A 19,487-nucleotide genomic window follows, 5' to 3' on the forward strand; every position below is an offset into this window, starting at 1 on the left:
CTTTCCATTTGCTGTCAGACCTGCCGTAGCCCAGTCGGACCGGACTCGATCCCAACCGGCGGCAGTGTCGCCAGGAGGTCATCCGGTGGACTGGCGGGCAGCCGGAGGGTGAACGTCGATCCACCACCAAGAGTGCTCGACACCTCGACCCGTCCGCCATGGTTGCTCGCAATGTGTTTCACGATCGCCAGGCCGAGCCCGGTGCCGCCGGTGGCACGCGAGCGGGCCTGGTCGGCCCGGTAGAACCGTTCGAAGATCCGGTCGACGTCGGTGGGGGCGATACCGATGCCCTGGTCGGCGACGGCGACCTCGACGTGCTCGTCGTCGCCGCGCAGGGTGACTCGGACCGTGGTGTCCTCACCCGAGTAGTTGATGGCGTTCTCCACCAGGTTCGCCACCGCCGTGGCGAGTTGGGAGTCGCTGCCGTACGCGGTGAGACCACGCTCACCGTCCACGGCCACCGTGACCCCTCGGGCGGAGGCTGTGGTGCGGGTCCGGTCGACCACCTCGGCGATCACCCAGTCCAGCGCGACCGGCTCCGGTGGCGGCTGCGGCTCAGCGCCCTGCAACCGGGTCAGTTCCAGCAACTCCTGCACCAGCCGGCCGAGGCGGGTCGACTCGTGCTGGATCCGCTCGGCGAACCGGCGGGCGGCCACCAGGTCCTCGGGAAGGTCGGAGGCCGCGGCGTCGGCCGGCTCGGTGGCGTCCAGCAACGCCTCGGCGAGCAGTTGCAGGGCCCCGATCGGGGTCTTCAGCTCGTGGCTCACGTTGGCCACGAAGTCGCGTCGCACCCGGGTCAGCCGGTGCGACTCGGTCACGTCGACCGCCTCGACCGCGATGAAGCCGTTGCCGAGGCCCATCGCCCGCAGGTGCACGCCGAGCGGGTTCTCCCCCGCGCTGTCGCGACCCCGGGGCAGGTCCAGCTCGATCTCGCGCCGTACGCCGGTGCGTCGCACCTGGCCGGCGAGGGTACGGATCAGTGGGTGCGCGGCGATCGAGCCGGGGGTGCTGCCGGTCCGCAGCAACCCCATCGCGCGGGCGGCCGGGTTGATCAACACGGGGACGTCGTCGTTGTCCAGTACCACGACACCGGCCCGGAGCGAGTCGATCGTCCGGCGGCCGAGCCCGGCCTGCTGCTCGTCGGCTATCGCGGGCCTCCCCCTGTTCCAGCGGAAGCTGACGCTCCCCGTCGACGCGGAGCGGTCGTCCCGCCTCGGCAGGAACCGGGGCAGCAGCAGACCGGCGACCATCCCGGCCACCAACGCCACGACCACCACGACCGCCACTGCCCACTCCACCCGGCGATCGTAGGGTCATTGTTAACCTGGCTACCACACAGAACGGGACGAAACACCCTCACTTACACAACTGTTCACCCCCACGTCTGGCGTCGTTCACCGTGGTTCATCCGGGGTCCGTCCGCGCGCCCTACCGTTGGCGTCACACCTGCTCAAACCCCTGCGCCGGCACCCGTCGGCGGCGACCGACCACAGGACGTGATGATGCGCGACGAGTTCCGGGCCGACCTCCAGATCGTCAGCCAACTGCTGGTGGACATGGCGGAGGGCGTCCGCGCCGCCATGCGCCAGGCCACCCGGGCCCTGCTCACCGCCGACCGGCAGGCCGCCGAGACGGTCATCGAGCGGGACGCCGAGATCGACGACCTCTACCGGCACGTCGAGGAGCGGGTCTGCGACCTGCTCGCCCGACAGGCACCGGTCGCCTCCGACCTCCGGGCGATGATCACCGCGCTGCACGTGGCCGCCGATCTGGAGCGGATGGGCGACCTGGCCGAGCACGTGGCGAAGACCGCGCTGCGCCGGCACCCCTCCCCGGCCGTCCCGGCCGAGCTGCGGACGGTCTTCACCGAGATGTCCGAGATCGCCGACCGGATGGCCGTGAAGATCGGTTCGGTGCTGGCGAAGCCCGACGCCGACCTCGCCGGTGAGTTGGACCGCGACGACGACGCCATGGACGAGCTGCACAAGAACCTGTTCGCGGTGCTGCTCGGTGACGACTGGCCGTACGGGGTGGAGACGGCCATCGACGCCACCCTGCTGGGCCGCTTCTACGAGCGCTTCGCCGACCACGCTGTCAACGCCGGCGAGCACGTGATCTACCTGATCACCGGGGAGAGCACGCCCAGCGGCAACTGACGCACCGGAAAGGGGCCCCTCGCCATCGCTCTGCGCGGTGAACGAGGGGCCCCTTCTGGTAGCTCAGCGCCCCTGGTTGGCCACCGCCGCGGCCGCCGCCTTGGCGGCGGTCGGGTCGAGGTAGGTGCCGCCCAGGGTCAGCGGGCGCAGCTGCGGGTCGAGGTCGTAGCGCAGCGGGATGCCCGTCGGGATGTTCAGCTTCGCGATCGCCTCGTCAGAGATCTGGTCGAGGTGCTTGACGAGGGCACGCAGCGAGTTGCCGTGCGCTGCCACCAGCACCGTCCGGCCGGCCAGGATGTCCGGCACGATCGAGTCGTACCAGTACGGCAGCATCCGCTCGACGACGTCCTTGAGGCACTCGGTGCGCGGCATCAGCTCGGTCGGCAGCAGCGCGTAGCGAGGGTCACCCACCTGCGACCACTCGTCGTTGTCGTCGATCGGCGGCGGCGGCGTGTCGTACGACCGGCGCCAGAGCATGAACTGCTCCTCGCCGTACTCGTCGAGGGTCTGCTTCTTGTTCTTGCCCTGCAGGGCGCCGTAGTGCCGCTCATTGAGCCGCCACGACCGGCGCACCGCGATCCAGTGCCGGTCGGCGGCGTTGAGCGCCAGCTCGGCGGTGCGGATCGCACGACGCATCACGCTGGTGTGCACGACGTCGGGCAGGAGGCTGTGCTCGCGCAGCAGCTCGCCGCCGCGCCGCGCCTCACCCTCGCCCTTCTCGGTCAGGTCGACGTCCACCCAACCGGTGAAGAGGTTCTTGGCATTCCAGTCGCTCTCACCGTGTCGCAGCAGGACCAGCGTCCCGATGGTGGGCCCTTCGCTCGCAGTCATGCGGATCATCCTGCCTCAACCGCTGCGGGGACACGCGGGCAGCCGTCGTGACGACCACCACGTGAAAAAGCGGGTGACCAGCAGATCCGCCCGCCACTAGGGTTGTAAGGCGCAACAGTCACATCGGTCATTACTTGCAAGCGGGGCGCCATATGCGGACGATGCGGAGTTGGTTCCGGGACACCACCGGCGGCCTACCGACCACCTTCTGGTACCTGTGGTCGGGCACCCTGATCAACCGGCTCGGCTCGTTCGTCCTCGTCTTCCTCGCGATCTACCTGACCCAGGAACGTGGCTTCTCGGCCTCCCAGGCCGGGCTGGTGATCGGCCTCTGGGGCGTCGGTGGGGCGTTCGGCACCACCGCCGGCGGCACCCTCGCGGACCGGTGGGGCCGCCGACCGACGCTGCTCACCGCGCACGTGGGCGCGGCGGCCATGATGCTCGCGCTCGGACTGGCCCGGGACCTCTGGGCGGTGGCGCTGGGCGCGCTGCTGCTCGGCATGTTCGCCGAGGCGGCCCGGCCCGCGTTCGGGGCGATGATGATCGACGTGGTGCCGGCGAAGGACCGACTGCGCGCCTTCTCGCTCAACTACTGGGCGATCAACCTGGGCTTCGCCTGCGCCGCCGTCCTCGCCGGTCTCGCCGCGCAGGCCAACTACCTGTTGCTGTTCGTGGTCGACGCGGCCACCATGCTGATCACCGCGCTGATCATCTTCAGCAAGGTGCCGGAGACCCGCCAGGTCGGCCCCGCCACCGCCACGAGGGCCGCCCCGCGCGGTGCCCTGCGCACGATTCTCACCGACCGGGTCTACCTCGGCTTCGTGGCGCTCAACCTGTTCGCCGCGCTGGTGTTCCTCCAGCACATCTCGATGCTGCCGATCGCGATGGGCGACGACGGTCTGAGCCCGGCCACCTACGGCTCGGTGATCGCGCTCAACGGCATCCTCATCGTGGTCGGCCAACTCTTCGTACCCCGACTGATCCGGGGTCGGAGCCGCTCGCACGTGCTCGCGCTGGCCTCGGTGGTGATGGGTGTGGGGTTCGGGCTGACCGCCTTCGCCGGCACCCCCTGGTTCTACGGGCTGACAGTGCTGATCTGGACGGTCGGCGAGATGCTGAACTCGCCCTCCAACTCCACGCTGATCGCCGAACTCTCCCCGGCCGAGCTACGCGGGCGCTACCAGGGCGTGTTCTCCCTCTCGTGGCAGATCGCCGGGGCCAGCGCGCCGATCCTCGGTGGCCTGGTCCGCGAGCATGCCGGCAACGACACGCTCTGGTACGGCTGCGCCGCGCTCGGCCTCCTGACCGCTGTCGCCCACCTGGTGTCGGGCCCGGCCCGGGAGCGGCGGGCAACCGCGCTGCGCCGTTCCGGCGAGGCACTGGCGCCAGCCACCGCGACCCGGGCGCCGCAGCCCGCCGAGGCTTAACGGCTGGCGCGTCGGGGCCGGACTTCCTACTGTGCAGTGGAAACAGTTAACAGTCTGAACTGTCGGGAGGTCTGGTGCACGCCCTGCGGCGCTGGTGGGACGACACCGCAGGCGGGCTCCCCGCCACCTTCTGGTACCTCTGGGCCGGCCTGCTGATCAACCGGGCCGGCGCGTTCGCCATGCTGTTCCTCTCGCTCTACCTCACCGACGTACGCGGCGCGAGCGAAGGTCTGGCCGGCACCGTGGTCGGCGCGTACGGGGCCGGTGGGGCGGCCGGCGTCCTGTTCGGCGGGGTGCTCGCCGACCGCTGGGGACGCCGGGCAACCCTGCTCGCCGCGCACCTGGCCACTGTCGGTCTGATGGTGGCGCTCGCCTTCACCCGGCCACTGCTGCTGATCGCTGTGCTCTCCGCGCTGATCGGCGTGGTCCACTCGATGCCCAGCCCCGCGTTCGTCGCCGCGATCGTCGACGTGGTGCCCGCCGAGCGCCGCTCGCGCGCGTTCAACCTCCAGTTCTGGGCGTTCAACCTGGGCATGGCGGTCGCCTCGCTGCTCGCCGGCATCCTGGCCGAGGCGAGCTTCACGGCGCTGTTCCTGGTCGACGCGGGTGCCACCCTCACCGCCGCCGCCGTGATCGCCTGGAAGGTGCCGGAAACCCTGCGACTGGCCCAGCCGGTGGCCGGCCTTCCGCCCGCCACCCGCGCGGCACCGAGGTCCGTCCGGGTCCGTCGACCGGGACTGCACACCGCGCTCACCGACCGCACCTTCCTGGTCTTCGTCGGGCTCACCTTCGTGCTGGCCGTACTCACCATGCAGACGTCGACGATCATGCCGCTGGCGATGCGCGCGGACGGCCTGGGGCCATCGGCGTACGGGCTGGTGGTGGCGCTCGGCGGCGCGCTGATCGTGGTCGGGCAGCTGTTCGTGCCCCGACTGATCGACCGGCACCGCAAGGACGTCGTGCTGGCCGCCTCCACCGCGCTGCTCGCGCTCGGCTTCGGGGCGCTCGCCATCGCCGACGAACTGGCCATTTACCTGGGCGCCGCGGTGATATGGACGGTCGGTTCGATGCTCGCCGCCCCGCCCAACGCGCAGATCAACGCCGACCTGGCACCACCACAGCTACGGGCGCGCTACCAGTCGGTCTTCTACCTGACCTTCCCGGCCGCGGCGTTCGTCGCGCCCACCCTCGGCGGGGTGAGCCTTCAGCACCTCGGCGACCGGCACTGGCTGATCGTGGGTGGGCTGGGCCTTCTGGCAGCGCTCGGGCACCTGCTCGCCGGACCACCCCGGGAACGGCACGTGGCCGCCCTGCGCCGGGTCACCGATCCGGAACCGAAGACCGCCGCAGACCGCGTACCGACCGGATAACGACGCAAAGCGCCCACCACGTCCCTGAGGTCGTGGTGGGCGCCCGCCGGCGGGGCCGGCGGCGGCGGGCAACACTCACCCCCGTAAGCATCGCCCGCTCACGCCGCCGGTCCAAACAGGTGGGAACCGTCCCCCAACGGTTATTCCACCCGTCCCCTCGCGCCTCGTCTGGTGCGCGGATCTGATCGATCCGCCGCTCCCCCGAACGTTTCCAAACGTGGCGCGGTGCAATAAAGCTAGTTCGCCCGGATTCTGGATTCAACCCAGAACGGCTGTCTCGCCGGTCACAACTGGCGAGTATCCGCTGCTCCGGCCTCGTCCGTTGGCAACAGCCGGTTACCCGCCGGCCATTCCCGCAAACACCTCAACCGTCTTCCCGATCGGGTGACTCGGTCCGGAAGAAGTTGCTCTGCCGGCCGTCTCGCAACTGTTCCTGATAAATCAGGTTCAGCCGCCGCAGGTCAAAGGTGTAGAACCACTCATCCCAGGTGATCTCGCGGATCCGGCTGCTTTCCCGGTATCCGGGAATGTTGAAGGTCAACACCCCCGCCCGACCATCCCGCTCCGTGCCGGCGATGGTCGCCGGCTTCGCCCCGCGATCCCGGGCCCAGCGCTTGATCACCTCGTGGTTCGCCGTGATCAGACTCCGCCCCGGCCGCTCCGGCCGGTCCATGGTCGACGAGATCACCTGCGAACTGCGGACCGACCGACCCGTACCCCGTCCGGTCCGAATCCCGCCGGCCGCCGTGCCGCCACCGGTCGACTGCGTGAACGTGCGCTTGGCCGCCGTGCTCCTGGCCGGCGCCGCGCGCTTGGCCGCCGTGCTCTTGGCCGCTGCCGTGCGCTTGGTCGCGCTCTTGGCCGGCGCCGCACGCTTCGCCGCCGCGCTCTTGGCCGGCGCCGCACGCTTCGCCGCCGGCCGCGCCGGTGCCTTTTTCGCCGGCGCCTTCCGCGCGGGCGCCGTACGCGCCGTCGCTGTCTTACGGGCCGCCGTGGTCTTCCGCGCTGCCGCGGTCTTGCGGGCCGCCGCGGTCTTACGGGCGGCGGTCGTCCTGCTCGCGGTCGCGGTCTTACGCGCGGCGGTCGACGTCGCCGCCGTCGTCGTCTTCCTCGCGGTCGCCTTCTTCGCCGGTGCCCTCTTCGCGGCCGCCGTCGACTTCCGCGCGGCGGTCGCCTTCGTTGCGGCGGCCCGCTTCGCGGGCGCGCTCTTGTTCGCCGGCGCGGCCTTCGCCCGGCTCGATGCCGGCCTGGCCGCCGACTTCTTGGTGGTGGCGGCGCGACCGGCAGACGCCCGGGTGCCGGTGGCCCGGCCCGACGGGCCGGTGCTGCTCCGACCCGCGCCGGCGCGCATCGAGCGCACCAGCTGTTTCACCAGGTCGGGCTTGCGCAGTGCGGAGATCCCGGAGACCCCGCGTTTGCGCAGCTGCCCGCGGATGTCGTCCACCCGCATCCGGGAGATCTCCGACTCGGAGACTCCTGGCGTACCCGGCGTCTGGTTGCCGGCCTGTCGCTTTGTCCTGGTCGCAGTCGCGCCGCGACCTGAGCTGTTCCGCTGAGCCATGGGACGCTCCGCTCCTTGGCACTCCGTCATCGGCGCGCGGGGGTCCCTTGCCGCACCGCGCGGTGCGGCATACCCGTCAGGAGCACTCCGAACCACCGACAGTTCGCCATGATCGTGCTCGATCCAGGATCGAGTGGCATCGCGGCGTCAACGACACCACTACTTCCTGGTTCCAGCACGATCTTGCAGGGGTGCCCGCCGGGCGCGGCGCGGGGCGCGGGGCGCGCGGGGCGTGGGGCGCGCCGGGCGTGGGGCGCGCGGGGCGCGGAATGCGCGGGCACGCGGGCGCGGGCACGCGGGCGCCCGAGGTCAGGTTGGGTCGGGGCCGGCGCCGGAGGGCTCGAAGAGGTGCGCGAAGGCGGCCAGGTTGGCTGTCGACTCGCCCCGCTTGACCCGCCACTCGTACTCGCGCCGGATCGAACTACCGAAGCCGATCTCCAGCATCGTGTCGAACGACTCGTCGGCGTACGTGAGGACAGCGCCGAGCAGCCGATCCAACTCGTCGGCGTCCACGCCGGCCGGGTTGACCCGACCGGTCAGGTACACGTCGCCGACCGCGTCGGTGGAAAAGGAGACGCCGTACATCCGGGCGTTGCGCTGCAACAGCCAGGCCCACAACTCCTCGCGGCGCTCGTCCGGCTGACGCATCACGAACGCCTCGATCCGCAGCGCGTGCTCGCCGACGATCAGGTTGCAGACCGTCTTGAGCTTGTGGGTGCCCGGCAGCGTCACCGCGTACGAGTTGGGGCCGGTCGACTCCCAGGCCAGCTCACGCTCGGCACAGACCGACTCGATCAGGGTCGCAAGATCGCTCTTCGGGCTCACCGGACCCACTCTACGACCGACCCGGCCCGCGCACCGGGTGGCGACCGACGCCCCCGGTCACCAGGAGCAGGAGAGCGCCGGGTCGCATGCCAGGTCGGCAGCGAGCCGGGCACGGTGCGCGGCGATCGCCTCGCCGTAGACCCCGAGCAGACCCGCGACCGTACGGTCCCAGGAGAAATGCCGGGCGTGCTGCTCGGCACCTCGGGCCAGCACCGACCGGAGGGCCCGGTTCGGCAGCAGGCTGCCCAGCGCACGCGCCCAGTCGACGGGGTCGTGCCCGTCGATCAGCATCCCGCTGACCTGGTCCCGTACGGCGGTGACCAGCCCGCCGACGGCGGCGGCCAGCACCGGCGTACCGCAGGCCTGCGCCTCCAGGGCGACCAGCCCGAACGATTCGTTGTGCGACGGGACCGCGACCAGATCCGCCGCCCGGTACAGGGCGGGAAGGTCGTCGCCGGTGAGCGGTGGCAGGAACCGCACCCCGTCGGTGACCCCCAGCTTGGCTGTCAACTCGATCAGGGCGGTCGGCCGGTCCAGCCCACTGCCGCTGGGCCCACCACAGATCACCACTGTCACCTGGTCGGCCACTGCCGGATCGCGCTCCCGCAGGGCAGCCACCGCGCGGATCAACACGTCGGGGGCCTTGAGCGGCTGGATCCGGCCGACGAAGGCGACCACGTACCCGTCGACCGGGAGCCCCAGCCGACGACGGGCCTTGCGGGCGGCCGCGGACCGATCGCCCGACGCGGGCCGGAACCTGTGCAGGTCGACGCCCGGTTGCACGACGGCAACCCGGGTCGGGTCGGCGTCGTAGCGGTCGAGCAGGTCGCTGGCCTCGACCCGGGTGTTGGCGACCAGCCGGTCGGCCTCGGCGACCACCTGCTCCTCGCCGATGACCCGGGCCTTGGGCTCTGGGCGGTCACCGGCCGCGAGCTGGGCGTTCTTGACCTTGGCGAGCGTGTGCGCGGTGTGCACCAGCGGCACACCCCAACGCTCCTTGGCCAGCCAGCCGACCTGGCCGGAGAGCCAGTAGTGCGAGTGGATCAGGTCGTAGTGGCCGGGCGGGCGGGATGCCTCCGCGCGCAGCACACCGGCGGTGAAGGCGCAGAGCTGACCGGGCAACTCCTCCTTGGTGAGCCCTTCCAGGGGGCCGGAGGTGATGTGCCGGACCTGCACCCCGGGTGCCATCTCGACCACCGGGGGGAGGTCACCGGAGGTGGCCCGGGTGAAGATCTCCACCTCCACGTTGGCCTCGGCGAGACGCCGGGCGACTTCGAGGATGTAGACGTTCATGCCGCCGGCGTCACCCGTGCCGGGTTGGTGCAGGGGCGAGGTGTGTACCGACAGGGTGGCGATGCGGCGAGGCCGGGGCCACGGCTGGGCACCTCGCTGACGCCCGACACCGGTGTGCATTTCCGCCACATCCGCTCCTTCGTCACGGTTGATGCCGTCTCGCACGACCGGCGCTTCTCGGTCAACCTGTACGCCCGGTGCCATCTTCCCCATCGGCCTCCGGAAATTCCCGGGCGCGGCCCCCCGGGGTGACGGACCTCATCACGCGGACGCCCGCCGATGCCTGCCGCACGCCCGGTCGGGGCCGGTGGCACGCCCACTGTGACAATGTCGGGATGACCTCAGTCGCCATCGTCACGGGAGCGTCCAGCGGGATCGGCGCGGCCACCGCCCGCCGGCTCGCCGCCGAGGGATTCCACGTGCTCGCCGCCGCCCGCCGCGCCGAACGGCTCACCGACCTGGTCGCCGAGATCACCGCCGCCGGCGGGCAGGCCACCGCGGTGACCTGCGACGTCACCTCGGACGAGTCGGTGGCCCGGCTGGCCGAGGCCGCCGCGCAGGCACCCGGGCCGGTCACCCTCCTGGTCAACAACGCTGGCGGGGCGCGCGGGCTGGACCCGGTGGAGTCCGGCTCGGTCGCCGACTGGCAGTGGATGTACGACGTGAACGTGCTCGGCACCCTGCGGGTCACCCAGGCGCTGCTGCCGGCGCTGGAAGCCTCCGGTTCCGGCACCATCGTGGTGGTCTCGTCCACCGCCGGCCTGACCGTGTACGAGGGCGGGGGCGGCTACACCGCCGCGAAGCACGCGCAGACCGCGATCGCCGGCACGCTCCGCCTGGAGCTGTGTGGCCGGCCGCTGCGGGTCATCGAGATCGACCCGGGCATGGTGAAGACCGACGAGTTCGGGCTGGTCCGCTTCGAGGGCGACGCGGAACGGGCAGCCGCCGTCTACGCCGGGGTGCCGGGGCCACTGGTCGCCGAGGACGTCGCCGACTGCATCGCCTGGTGCGCCACCCGCCCCGAGCACGTCAACGTCGACCGGCTGGTGGTCCGGCCACGGGCGCAGGCCGCCCAGCACAAGGTGCACCGAGTGGGCCAGTGAAGCGCGAGGAGTGAGCCGGGTTTGCGAGCCCCGCAGCCGCGAACGGAGACCACGCAGTGAAGCGCGAGGAGTGAGCCGGGTTTGCGAGCCCGCAGCCGCGAACGGAGATTGGCCCTGAGGTCGACATGAGCCCTACAGCGCGGCGGCGACCGGTCGGGGTGGTCACGCGCGGCACGACGAACCCTAACCGGCTCCGCCGGGTGGACAACTGGATCGTCGCCACCTGCGCCGACCGGCTGCTGGCGGCGGACGACCCGCTGGTGGTCGACCTCGGTTACGGCGCCACCCCGGTGACCGCCGTGGAGCTGCGCGCTCGGCTGGCGGCCGGGGTGCGCCCGGACGTGCGGCTGGTCGGGTTGGAGATCGACGCGGCCCGGGTGGCAGCCGCGGCACCGGCCGCCGATCCACCCGGGCTGACGTTCGCCCGGGGCGGTTTCGAGCTGGCCGGGCTCCGGCCGGTGCTGGTCCGCGCGTTCAACGTGCTGCGACAGTACGACGAGAGCGAGGTGGCCGAAGCCTGGCGGACGATGACCGCCGCGCTCGCCCCCGGTGGAGTGCTCGTCGAGGGCACGTGTGACGAGTTGGGGCGGCTCGCCAGCTGGCTGCTGATCGACGCCGACGGCCCACGGTCGCTGACCCTGGCCGCGAAGCTCACCACGCTGGGCAGCCCCGCCGAGCTGGCCGAGCGGCTGCCCAAGGCGTTGATCCACCGCAACGTGCCCGGTGAGCCGGTGCACGCGCTGATCCGCGCCCTGGACGACGCCTGGCAGGCCGCCGCTCCGTACGCCACCTTCGGCCCCCGCCAACGCTGGCTGCGAGCGGTGACCCGCCTGCGGGAAACGGGCTGGCCCGTCCTCGACAGCAGCACCCGCTGGCGTCAGGGCGAGCTGACCCTCCCCTGGCCCCTCCCCTAGCCCTCACCCCCGCCCCACCCCGCCACCCGCCGATCTTGCACTTTTGGTTGGCGATTTGCCCTTCGGCATCCTTAATGTCGCCGCAGAAACTGCAAGATCGCGGGGTGGGGTGGGGTGGGTGGGTGGTCAGAGGGTGCAGTTGATGAGGACGGGTTCGGGGTGCAGGGTCACGCCGAAGCGGGCGTGCACCTGGTCGCGGATGGTGGCCGCGAGGGCGAGCAGGTCGCTGGTGTGGGCGGTGCCGCTGCGATTGGTCAGCGCCAGGGTGTGCTTGCTGGAGATGGCCACTCCACCCTCGCCCGGGTGGCCCTTGGCGAAGCCGGCCTTGTCGATCAGCCAGGCGGCGCTCACCTTCACCAGGCCGTCCGCGCCGGGCCAGGCGGGCGGGTCGCCCAGCTCGGTGGCGCGTTCCACCAGTTGGTCGTACGTCGCCCGGTCGAGCACCGGGTTGGTGAAGAAGGAGCCGACCGAGCGGGTGTCCGGGTCGTTGGCGTCGAGCACCATCCCCTTGCCCGCGCGCAGCCGCAGCACCGTGGCTCGGGCGTCCGCCAGCGGCACCTGGTCGCCCACCTCGACGCCGAGCGCTCTGGCCAGTTCCGCGTAGCGCACCGGCCCGGACAGTGGGGACCTGGTGAGCCGGAAGTCGACCGAGAGCACCACCCAGCGGTCCACGTACTTGAAGATGCTGCCCCGGTAGGCGAAGCCGCAGTCGGCGGCGGGGATGACCTGGCGGGTGCCCTGGATCCGGTCGTACACCTCGACGCCGGTGATCGTCTCGGCGACCTCCTGGCCGTACGCGCCGACGTTCTGGATCGGGGTGGCGCCGGTCGAGCCGGGGATGCCGGAGAGGCACTCCAGACCGGACCAGCCGTTGGCGACAGTGGTGGCCACCAGGTCGTCCCACGGCTCGCCGGCGTCGACCCGTACGGTGACCGAGGTGGCGTCCTCGGCGATGACCCGCACGCCACGGGAGCGCACCAGGACGACGGTGCCGGGGAAGCCGGCGTCGCCGATCACCACGTTGCTGCCGCCGGCGAGGATCAGGACCGGCTCTGCCGCGGTCCGCACCGCGCGGACGATCTCGTCGGCGCTGCCGGCGGCCACGATCCGCGCGGCCGGTCCACCCGTTCGCAGGGTGGTGTAGCCGGCGAGTGGACCGGGGATGGCACGATCGGCGTCGGTTGTCGGCTGGGCGGAGGCGTCTGGCACGCCCTTCACCTTAGGCTGACAATTAGCCGTGGCACCCACTGGTCGCCCGGCACCCCCGGGAGGATGGCGATGAGCAGACTGCAGGGCAGCAAGGATTTCTGGATCGGAGCGCTCCGGACGGAGGGTCCGGCTTTCGCCGCAGCGGTGGCCGAGGCGCCGCCGGAGACACCGGTGCTGTCCTGTCCGGGCTGGACGGTGAACGACCTGACCCTGCACATGGCCGGCATCTACCAGTGGGTTTCGTCGTTCGCCGGCACCGGCCAGACCAGCCAGCCGCCTCGGCGGGAGAAGCTCGAGGCCGACCCGGGCGTGGACGCGCTCCAGTTGTGGCAGCAGGGTTACGACCGGGTGATGACCCTCTTCGACGGGCTCGACCCGGAGGCATCGGCGTGGAACTGGGCGCCCCAGCCGAAGAAGGCCGGTTTCTGGCCGCGTCGGATGGCGCACGAGACGGCTGTGCACCGCTGGGACGCGCAGCTCGCCATCGCGGCCGGTGACCCGGTGGAGGCGAAGCTCGCCGCCGACGGGGTGAGCGAGGTGCTGGACACCTGGCTCCCGGCGGGCCGGCGGCAGGTGCCGGGTGACTGGCACGGGGTGGTGCAGCTCTGCGCGACGGACGCGGCCCAGGAGTGGTATCTGCGGCTGCGCGGCGAGGGGGTGGCGCTGCTCGACACCGCGACCATCTTCGACCACGACGATCACCACGCTCGTGCCCAGGTCAGCGGCACCGCGAGCGATCTGCTGCTGGCGTTGTGGGGGCGGGTGAGTTTCGAGACGCTTGATGTCGTCGGCGACCGCACCCTGTTGGACGGTCTGCGCACCGGCTGACCGACCGGTCACGAACGAGGGCGTCACCCCATCCGGGGTGGCGCCCTCGTCGGCGTGTGGGGCCGACCTCGCGACCTCGTGAGAGCGCTCTCTTGACAGCGGGTCAGTGACCTACCACAGTGTCGTGAGAGCGCTCTCTGAATTCATCTGCCATCACTCGCCCGCCCTGAGAGAGGTCGAAACCCATGGCTGTCTTCCCGCGCCGCCGCCTCGCCGCGGTGGCCCTCGCCGCCACCACCGCCCTGCTCGTCACCGCTGGCTGCGGCGGCGGCGACGAGCAGGGCGACGGGCCGATCACCTTGACCGTCGACGTCTTCGGCCAGTTCGGCTACGAGCAGCTCTACCAGGAGTACATGGCCGCGAACCCCAACGTGAAGATCGTCGAGCGGGGCACCGGCACCAACCTCGACGAGTACTCGCCGAAGCTGACCCAGTGGCTCGCCGCCGGCCGGGGCGCCGGTGACGTGGTGGCCATCGAGGAGGGTCTGCTGGTCGAGTACAAGGCCAACCCCGGCAACTTCGTCAACCTGCTGGACCACGGCGCCGCCGACCTCAAGGGCAACTTCCTCGAGTGGAAGTGGAACGCCGGCCTGACCGCCGACGGCAAGCAGCTCATCGGCCTCGGCACCGACGTCGGCGGCATCGCCATGTGCTACCGCAAGGACCTCTTCGAGAAGGCCGGCCTGCCCACCGAGCGGGACGCGGTCTCCAAGCTCTGGCCCACCTGGCCGGACTACATCGCCACCGGCGAGAAGTTCGTCGCGGCCAAGACCGGGGCGTCCTTCCTCGACGCGGCCACCAACACCTTCAACACCATCCTGTTGCAGACCGCTGGAAACACGACCGGTTACAGCTACTACGACACCAGCGACAAGCTGGTCGTCGACAGCAACCCGTCGGTACGGCAGGCCTGGGACACCACGATGGACATCATCGACTCGGGCCTCTCCGGAAAGTACGGATCGTGGTCCGAGGAGTGGGTCTCCGCGTTCAAGCAGTCGAAGTTCGCCACGATCGCCTGCCCCGCCTGGATGACCGGCGTCATCGAGGCCAACGCCGGCACCGGCGCCCAGGGCAAGTGGGACATCGCCCAGGTGCCCGGCAACGGTGGCAACTGGGGTGGGTCGCACCTCGCCGTGCCGAAGCAGAGCAAGCACCAGGCCGAGGCGATCGAGCTGGCCAAGTTCCTCACCAGCGCCAAGGGTCAGATCGGCGCGTTCAAGGCGAAGGGTCCGCTGCCGTCCTCGCCGCAGGCGCTCGACGACCCGGCGATCACCGGCGCGAAGAACGCGTACTTCTCCGACGCGCCCGTCGGCACCATCTTCGGCAGCGGCGCGAAGAGCCTGAAGCCGGTCTACATGGGCCCGAAGAACCAGGCCGTCCGGACCGAGGTGGAGAACGCCGTACGGACCGTGGAGTTGGGCCAGCGCAGCCCGGCGCAGGGCTGGACCGACGCGGTGACCAACGCGAAGAAGGCCGCCGCCAAGTAGCCCAACCAGCGTGCGGGCGGGCTTCGGCGACCGGAGTCCCGCCCGCACGGCGGAAAGGAGTTTCCGGGCATGACAGTCCAGCTCGACGCCCGCCCACCGGTCGCACCGGCGGCCGGCACCCCCCGCCGCTCCTCGGGTCGGCTCAGCCGACTCGACACCCGGTTCTCGCCGTACCTCTACATCGCCCCGTTCTTCCTGATCTTCGCGATCTTCGGGGCCTACCCGCTGGCGTACACCTTCTGGGTCTCGCTGCACGACTGGGACCTGCTCGGTGCCGACCACCCCTTCATCGGGGCGGAGAACTACACCCGGCTGCTGGCCGACCCGGACTTCTGGCACGCGCTGGTCAACACGCTCGGAATCTTCGTCATCTCGACCGTCCCGCAGTTGCTCGCCGCGCTCTGGCTGGCCAACCTGCTCAACCGCGGCCTGCGGGCCCGCACCGGCTGGCGGATGGCGGTGCTCGTCCCCAACGTGACCTCCACGGCCGCGGTGGCGATCGTGTTCGGGGTCCTCTTCGGCCGCGAGTTCGGGATGGTCAACTGGTTGCTCGACCTGGTGGGGCTGGACGCGATCGAGTGGAAGTCCAACCGGTTCGCCTCCTGGGTGGCCATCTCCGCGATGGTCGACTGGCGGTGGACCGGCTACAACGCGCTGATTCTGCTGGCCGCGATGCAGGCCATCCCCCGCGACCTGTACGAGGCCGCGGCGATCGACGGCGCCAGCCGGGTCCGACAGTTCTGGTCGGTCACCGTGCCACTGCTCAAGCCCACGATCATCTTCTGCACCATCATCGCCACCATCGGCGGCCTGCAGCTCTTCACCGAGCCCCGGATGTTCCACTCCGGCACCAACCCGATCCGCGGCGGACCGCTGCGGGAGTCGCAGACCCTGACCATGTACATGTTCGAGAACGCCTTCGCCCCGCACTACAACTTCGGGTACGGCTCGGCAGTGGCCTGGTTGCTCTTCGCGCTCATCGCGATCGTGGCGCTGGTCAACGTGCTGATCCTGCGCCGGATCGGCGGCCGGTCGGGGCCCGACGGACGAAAGGGAGCGGCCCGATGAGCCGGCTCTGGCGGGCCAGCCCGCTCACCTACCTGGCCCTGGTCGTCGCGGCCGGCCTGTCGATCTTTCCGATCTGGTGGATGCTCGTCGTCGCCAGCCGTTCCAACGACGCGATGGGTCAGCTGCCACCCCCGATCACCCCCGGCGGCAACCTGGGCGCGAACATCGCCCGACTGTTCGACAACACCGACGCGTACTTCGCGACCGGTCTGATCAACTCGGTGATCGTCGCCAGCACGGTGACCGTCTCCGTGGTGTTCTTCTCCAGCCTGGCCGGGTTCGCCTTCGCCAAGCTGCGGTTCCGGGGCCGCAACGCCCTGCTGCTGGTGATCATCGCGACCATGATGGTGCCGACCCAGCTCGGCCTGATCCCGCTCTACCTGCTGATGAGCAAGCTGCAGTGGAACGACCGGCTGCCGGCGGTCATCGTGCCGGTGCTGGTCACCGGGTTCGGGGTGTTCATGATGCGGCAGTACGCCGGCCAGGCCATCAGCGACGAACTGATCGAGGCCGCCCGGATGGACGGCTGCGGCACCGCCCGGATCTGGTGGCACGTGGTGGTTCCCGCGTTGCGTCCGGCCGCCGCCGTGCTCGGCCTGCTCACGTTCATGACCACCTGGAACGACTTCCTGTGGCCGTACGCTGTGCTGAACGATCCGGCGAATCCGACAGTGCAACTGTCCCTACGAGCCCTGTCGGACGGGTACTACCAGGACATGTCGCAGGTGTTCACCGGAACTGCCATCGCGACGCTGCCCCTGCTGCTGGTCTTCGTGTTGTTCGGCCGGCAGATCATCGGCGGGATCATGGAAGGTGCGGTCAAGGCGTGAGCGAGCACAGCGAGCAACCCAACAGGCACGGCAACGAGATCCGGTTCCCGGAGAACTTCCTCTTGGGGACGGCCACCGCCGCGTACCAGATCGAGGGCGCCGCCCGCGACGACGGCCGCGGTCCGTCCATCTGGGACACCTTCAGCCGTACGCCGGGCAAGGTGTACCAGGGCCACACCGGCGACGTCGCCTGCGACCACTACCACCGGTACGCCGACGATGTGGCGCTGATGGCCGAGCTGGGCCTGCGGGCGTACCGGTTCTCGGTCGCCTGGCCCCGGATCCAGCCCGACGGCACCGGCCCCGCCAACCCCCGTGGGCTGGACTTCTACGACCGGCTCACCGACACGCTGCTCGATCGGGGAATCGACCCGATCGTCACCCTCTACCACTGGGACCTGCCGCAGGCCCTCGAGGACCGGGGTGGCTGGACCAACCGGGACACCGCCGAGCACTTCGCCACCTACGCCACGGCGGTGTACGCCCGCCTCGGTGACCGGATCGACGTGTGGACCACGCTCAACGAGCCGTGGTGCTCGGCCTACCTCGGTTACGGCAACGGCGTGCACGCTCCGGGTGAGCGGAACGCGGCGGCGGCCTTCACCGCCGTACACCATCTGCTGCTCGGGCACGGCCTGGCGGCGCGGGCGTTGCGGGCGGCCGGCGCGCGCAGCGTGGGCATCACCGTCAACCCGGCCGACGTGCGCCCGGCGGACCCGCAGAGCGCTGCCGACGCTGCGGCGGTCCGCCTGGTGGACGGCCTGCACAACCGGATCTTCCTGGACCCGCTGCTGGCCGGCGGTTACCCGGACGACGTCCGCGAGCACGTGGCCCGGATCGTCGAGCCGACGTTCATCCGCGACGGTGACGAGAAGCTGATCGCCGCCCCGATCGACCTGCTCGGCATCAACTACTACGCCCCGGGTTACGTGGCCGGGCGGCCCGACGGGGCCGGCAACGACGCGTACCCGGGCACCGAGGGCGCTGTGCACTTCCTGCCACCGGCCGGCCCGCTCACCGACATGGGTTGGATGATCGAGCCGGCGGGTCTCACCCGGCTGCTGGAGCGGCTCGCCGCCGACTACCCCGGGGTGCCGCTGCTGATCACCGAGAACGGTGCGGCGTTCCCCGACAAACCCGGCACCGACTCGCCCGACGGCCCGGCGCAGGTGATCGACGCCGATCGCATCGCCTACCTCGACGGGCACCTGCGCGCGGCGCACGAGGCGATCTCCCGGGGCGTGGACCTGCGCGGTTATCTCGTATGGTCATTCCTGGACAACTTCGAGTGGGCGGAGGGTTACCGCAAGCGGTTCGGGATCGTGCACGTCGACTACCTGACCCAGCGGCGCACACCGAAGGCCAGCGCCCGGTGGTACCAGGAGGTGATCTCCCGGAACGGGCTGTGACGAGCGGGGGGAAGGCGCGATGACGACGGCGCAGCGGCCGACGCTCGAGGCGGTGGCGGCGCGGGCCGGGGTGTCCCGCGCCACCGTCTCGCGGGTGGTCAACGGCTCCACCACCGTCGCCGAGCCGATCCGCGAGGCGGTCACCCGGGCGGTCGCCGAGTTGGGGTACGTCCCCAACCTGGCCGCCCGCAGCCTGGTCACCCAACGCACCGACTCGGTCGCCCTGGTCATGCCGGAGGCCGCCACCCGGGTCTTCTCCGACGACCAGGTCTTCCCCGGCATCATCAGGGGCGTCAGTCAGGAGCTGGAGGCGGCCGACAAGCAACTGGTGCTGATGCTCGCCGGCTCGCCGGCGGGGCACCAACGGGTCGAGCGGTACACCACCGGCCGGCACGTCGACGGTGTGCTCTTCGCGTCGCTGCACGGTGCCGACCCGTTGCCCGGCACACTGGCCCGGCTCGGCATCCCGGTGGTGGTCAGCGGCCGGCCCCTCGGCGACGTGCCCGTCCCGTACGTCGACGTCGACCACGTGGCCGGGGTGACAGCAGCCGTCCGATACATGATCGACAGCGGTCGCCGACGGATCGCGACCATCGCCGGCCCGCAGGACATGGTCGCCGGGATCGAACGGCTCAGTGGCTACCGCAGCACTGTCGCCGACGCGGGGCTGCCCGAGTTGGTCGCCATCGGTGACTTCACCCGGGAGTCCGGTTCGGCGGCGATGCGGCACCTGCTCACCGAGCATCCCGACCTGGACGGCGTCTTCGCCGCCTCCGACCTGATGGCGCACGCCGCCCTGCGGACGCTGCGCGAGGCCGGTCGGCGGGTGCCCGAGGACGTGGCGGTGGTCGGCTTCGACGACATCGAGACCGCCGCGTACACCGAGCCGCCGCTGACCACCGTCCGGCAGCCGATCGTGGAACTCGGCCGCCGGATGACCCGCCAACTGCTCCGGCTCGCCGCCGGGGAGACCATCGAGCCGGCGGTCATGCTCCCCACCGAGCTGATCCGCCGCGCCTCCGCCTGACCCCGCCCTCCGCGCGGCCGCCCCGGGCCGGCGGACGCGCGGCAAATCCGCGCAACTTCACGGAAATAGTCCCCTCAGGACGCGCAGAGGCCACTGTTTCCGTGACGTTGTCGCCTCCGGCGAAGTGGGTCGCGTCGTTATTGCGT

At 71.0% G+C, this 19,487-nt stretch carries 17 protein-coding genes and 1 pseudogene; 12 read left to right on the forward strand and 6 right to left on the reverse strand.

Annotated features, from left to right (window positions below; translation table 11 throughout):
• Positions 1-14 precede the first annotated feature (14 nt).
• On the reverse strand, positions 15-1,298 hold the full coding sequence (locus tag KBX26_RS04675; RefSeq protein WP_030329694.1) for a cell wall metabolism sensor histidine kinase WalK: 1,284 nt from the start codon (positions 1,296-1,298) through the stop codon (positions 15-17).
• Between the two features lie 204 nt (positions 1,299-1,502).
• On the opposite strand from KBX26_RS04675, the gene phoU reads away from it, so the two are divergent.
• Positions 1,503-2,156 (forward strand): phosphate signaling complex protein PhoU, encoded by a 654-nt coding sequence (gene phoU, locus KBX26_RS04680; protein ID WP_030329692.1) that lies wholly within the window; start codon positions 1,503-1,505, stop codon positions 2,154-2,156.
• Positions 2,157-2,219: 63 nt separating this feature from the next.
• Here the strand turns inward: phoU and KBX26_RS04685 are convergent, their stop codons facing one another.
• Positions 2,220-2,987, reverse strand: coding sequence for a phosphoglyceromutase (locus KBX26_RS04685; protein WP_030329691.1), 768 nt, complete (start codon positions 2,985-2,987; stop codon positions 2,220-2,222).
• Positions 2,988-3,139: 152 nt separating this feature from the next.
• Between KBX26_RS04685 and KBX26_RS04690 the strand changes: the two genes are divergently transcribed.
• Positions 3,140-4,414: an MFS transporter gene (locus tag KBX26_RS04690; RefSeq protein ID WP_030329690.1), complete on the forward strand. Its 1,275-nt coding sequence runs from the start codon at positions 3,140-3,142 to the stop codon at positions 4,412-4,414.
• Between the two features lie 74 nt (positions 4,415-4,488).
• Positions 4,489-5,784: an MFS transporter gene (locus tag KBX26_RS04695; protein WP_210864805.1), complete on the forward strand. Its 1,296-nt coding sequence runs from the start codon at positions 4,489-4,491 to the stop codon at positions 5,782-5,784.
• Between the two features lie 364 nt (positions 5,785-6,148).
• Here the strand turns inward: KBX26_RS04695 and KBX26_RS33130 are convergent.
• Positions 6,149-6,517, reverse strand: a pseudogene (locus tag KBX26_RS33130) (hypothetical protein); the annotation flags it as partial.
• Here KBX26_RS33130 and KBX26_RS33135 point away from each other — a divergent pair.
• Positions 6,456-7,340 carry a hypothetical protein gene (locus tag KBX26_RS33135; RefSeq protein WP_247680191.1) on the forward strand — a complete coding sequence of 295 codons (885 nt, stop codon included), beginning with the start codon at positions 6,456-6,458 and terminating at the stop codon, positions 7,338-7,340. The pseudogene KBX26_RS33130 and the gene KBX26_RS33135 sit on opposite strands and share 62 nt — an antisense overlap.
• Positions 7,341-7,654: 314 nt before the next feature.
• Here KBX26_RS33135 and KBX26_RS04705 read toward each other — a convergent pair whose 3' ends face one another.
• Entirely contained in the window at positions 7,655-8,170 is a 516-nt protein-coding gene (locus tag KBX26_RS04705) for a YbjN domain-containing protein (protein WP_210864807.1), read from the reverse strand.
• Positions 8,171-8,227: 57 nt separating this feature from the next.
• Complete coding sequence (gene mshA, locus KBX26_RS04710) at positions 8,228-9,592, reverse strand: D-inositol-3-phosphate glycosyltransferase (RefSeq protein ID WP_210864808.1); 1,365 nt, start codon at positions 9,590-9,592, stop codon at positions 8,228-8,230.
• Positions 9,593-9,798: 206 nt separating this feature from the next.
• Between mshA and KBX26_RS04715 the strand changes: the two genes are divergently transcribed.
• Both KBX26_RS04715 and KBX26_RS04720 read left to right on the forward strand, forming a co-directional pair.
• Positions 9,799-10,566 (forward strand): SDR family oxidoreductase, encoded by a 768-nt coding sequence (locus KBX26_RS04715; RefSeq protein WP_210862890.1) that lies wholly within the window; start codon positions 9,799-9,801, stop codon positions 10,564-10,566.
• 125 nt (positions 10,567-10,691) lie between these two features.
• A complete protein-coding gene (locus tag KBX26_RS04720) occupies positions 10,692-11,480 on the forward strand; it encodes a class I SAM-dependent methyltransferase (protein WP_210864809.1) in 789 nt (262 codons plus the stop codon).
• 126 nt (positions 11,481-11,606) lie between these two features.
• Here KBX26_RS04720 and KBX26_RS04725 read toward each other — a convergent pair whose 3' ends face one another.
• The gene (locus KBX26_RS04725) at positions 11,607-12,644 is read right to left on the reverse strand and encodes a UDP-N-acetylmuramate dehydrogenase (RefSeq protein ID WP_245233501.1); all 1,038 of its coding nucleotides are present in this window, start codon (positions 12,642-12,644) and stop codon (positions 11,607-11,609) included.
• Positions 12,645-12,758: 114 nt separating this feature from the next.
• Here KBX26_RS04725 and KBX26_RS04730 point away from each other — a divergent pair, with 114 nt between their 5' ends.
• From KBX26_RS04730 to KBX26_RS04755, 6 genes are all read left to right on the forward strand, one after another.
• Positions 12,759-13,517, forward strand: a complete 759-nt coding sequence (locus KBX26_RS04730; RefSeq protein ID WP_030327733.1) for a maleylpyruvate isomerase family mycothiol-dependent enzyme — start codon at positions 12,759-12,761, stop codon at positions 13,515-13,517.
• Positions 13,518-13,702: 185 nt separating this feature from the next.
• Positions 13,703-15,007 carry an ABC transporter substrate-binding protein gene (locus KBX26_RS04735; protein WP_030327734.1) on the forward strand — a complete coding sequence of 435 codons (1,305 nt, stop codon included), beginning with the start codon at positions 13,703-13,705 and terminating at the stop codon, positions 15,005-15,007.
• 69 nt (positions 15,008-15,076) lie between these two features.
• On the forward strand, positions 15,077-16,075 hold the full coding sequence (locus KBX26_RS04740) for a carbohydrate ABC transporter permease (protein WP_030327735.1): 999 nt from the start codon (positions 15,077-15,079) through the stop codon (positions 16,073-16,075).
• Positions 16,072-16,905 (forward strand): carbohydrate ABC transporter permease, encoded by an 834-nt coding sequence (locus tag KBX26_RS04745; RefSeq protein WP_030327736.1) that lies wholly within the window; start codon positions 16,072-16,074, stop codon positions 16,903-16,905. Before KBX26_RS04740 ends, KBX26_RS04745 begins: the two co-directional genes overlap by 4 nt.
• Positions 16,902-18,314, forward strand: coding sequence for a GH1 family beta-glucosidase (locus tag KBX26_RS04750; RefSeq protein WP_210864810.1), 1,413 nt, complete (start codon positions 16,902-16,904; stop codon positions 18,312-18,314). The genes KBX26_RS04745 and KBX26_RS04750 overlap by 4 nt, the downstream gene beginning before the upstream one ends.
• Positions 18,315-18,333: 19 nt before the next feature.
• On the forward strand, positions 18,334-19,341 hold the full coding sequence (locus tag KBX26_RS04755; protein WP_030327738.1) for a LacI family DNA-binding transcriptional regulator: 1,008 nt from the start codon (positions 18,334-18,336) through the stop codon (positions 19,339-19,341).
• Positions 19,342-19,487: the final 146 nt, after the last annotated feature.

The sequence above is a fragment of the Micromonospora sp. C97 genome, from assembly GCF_018070385.1.
Taxonomy (GTDB): Bacteria; Actinomycetota; Actinomycetes; order Mycobacteriales; family Micromonosporaceae; genus Micromonospora; species Micromonospora parva.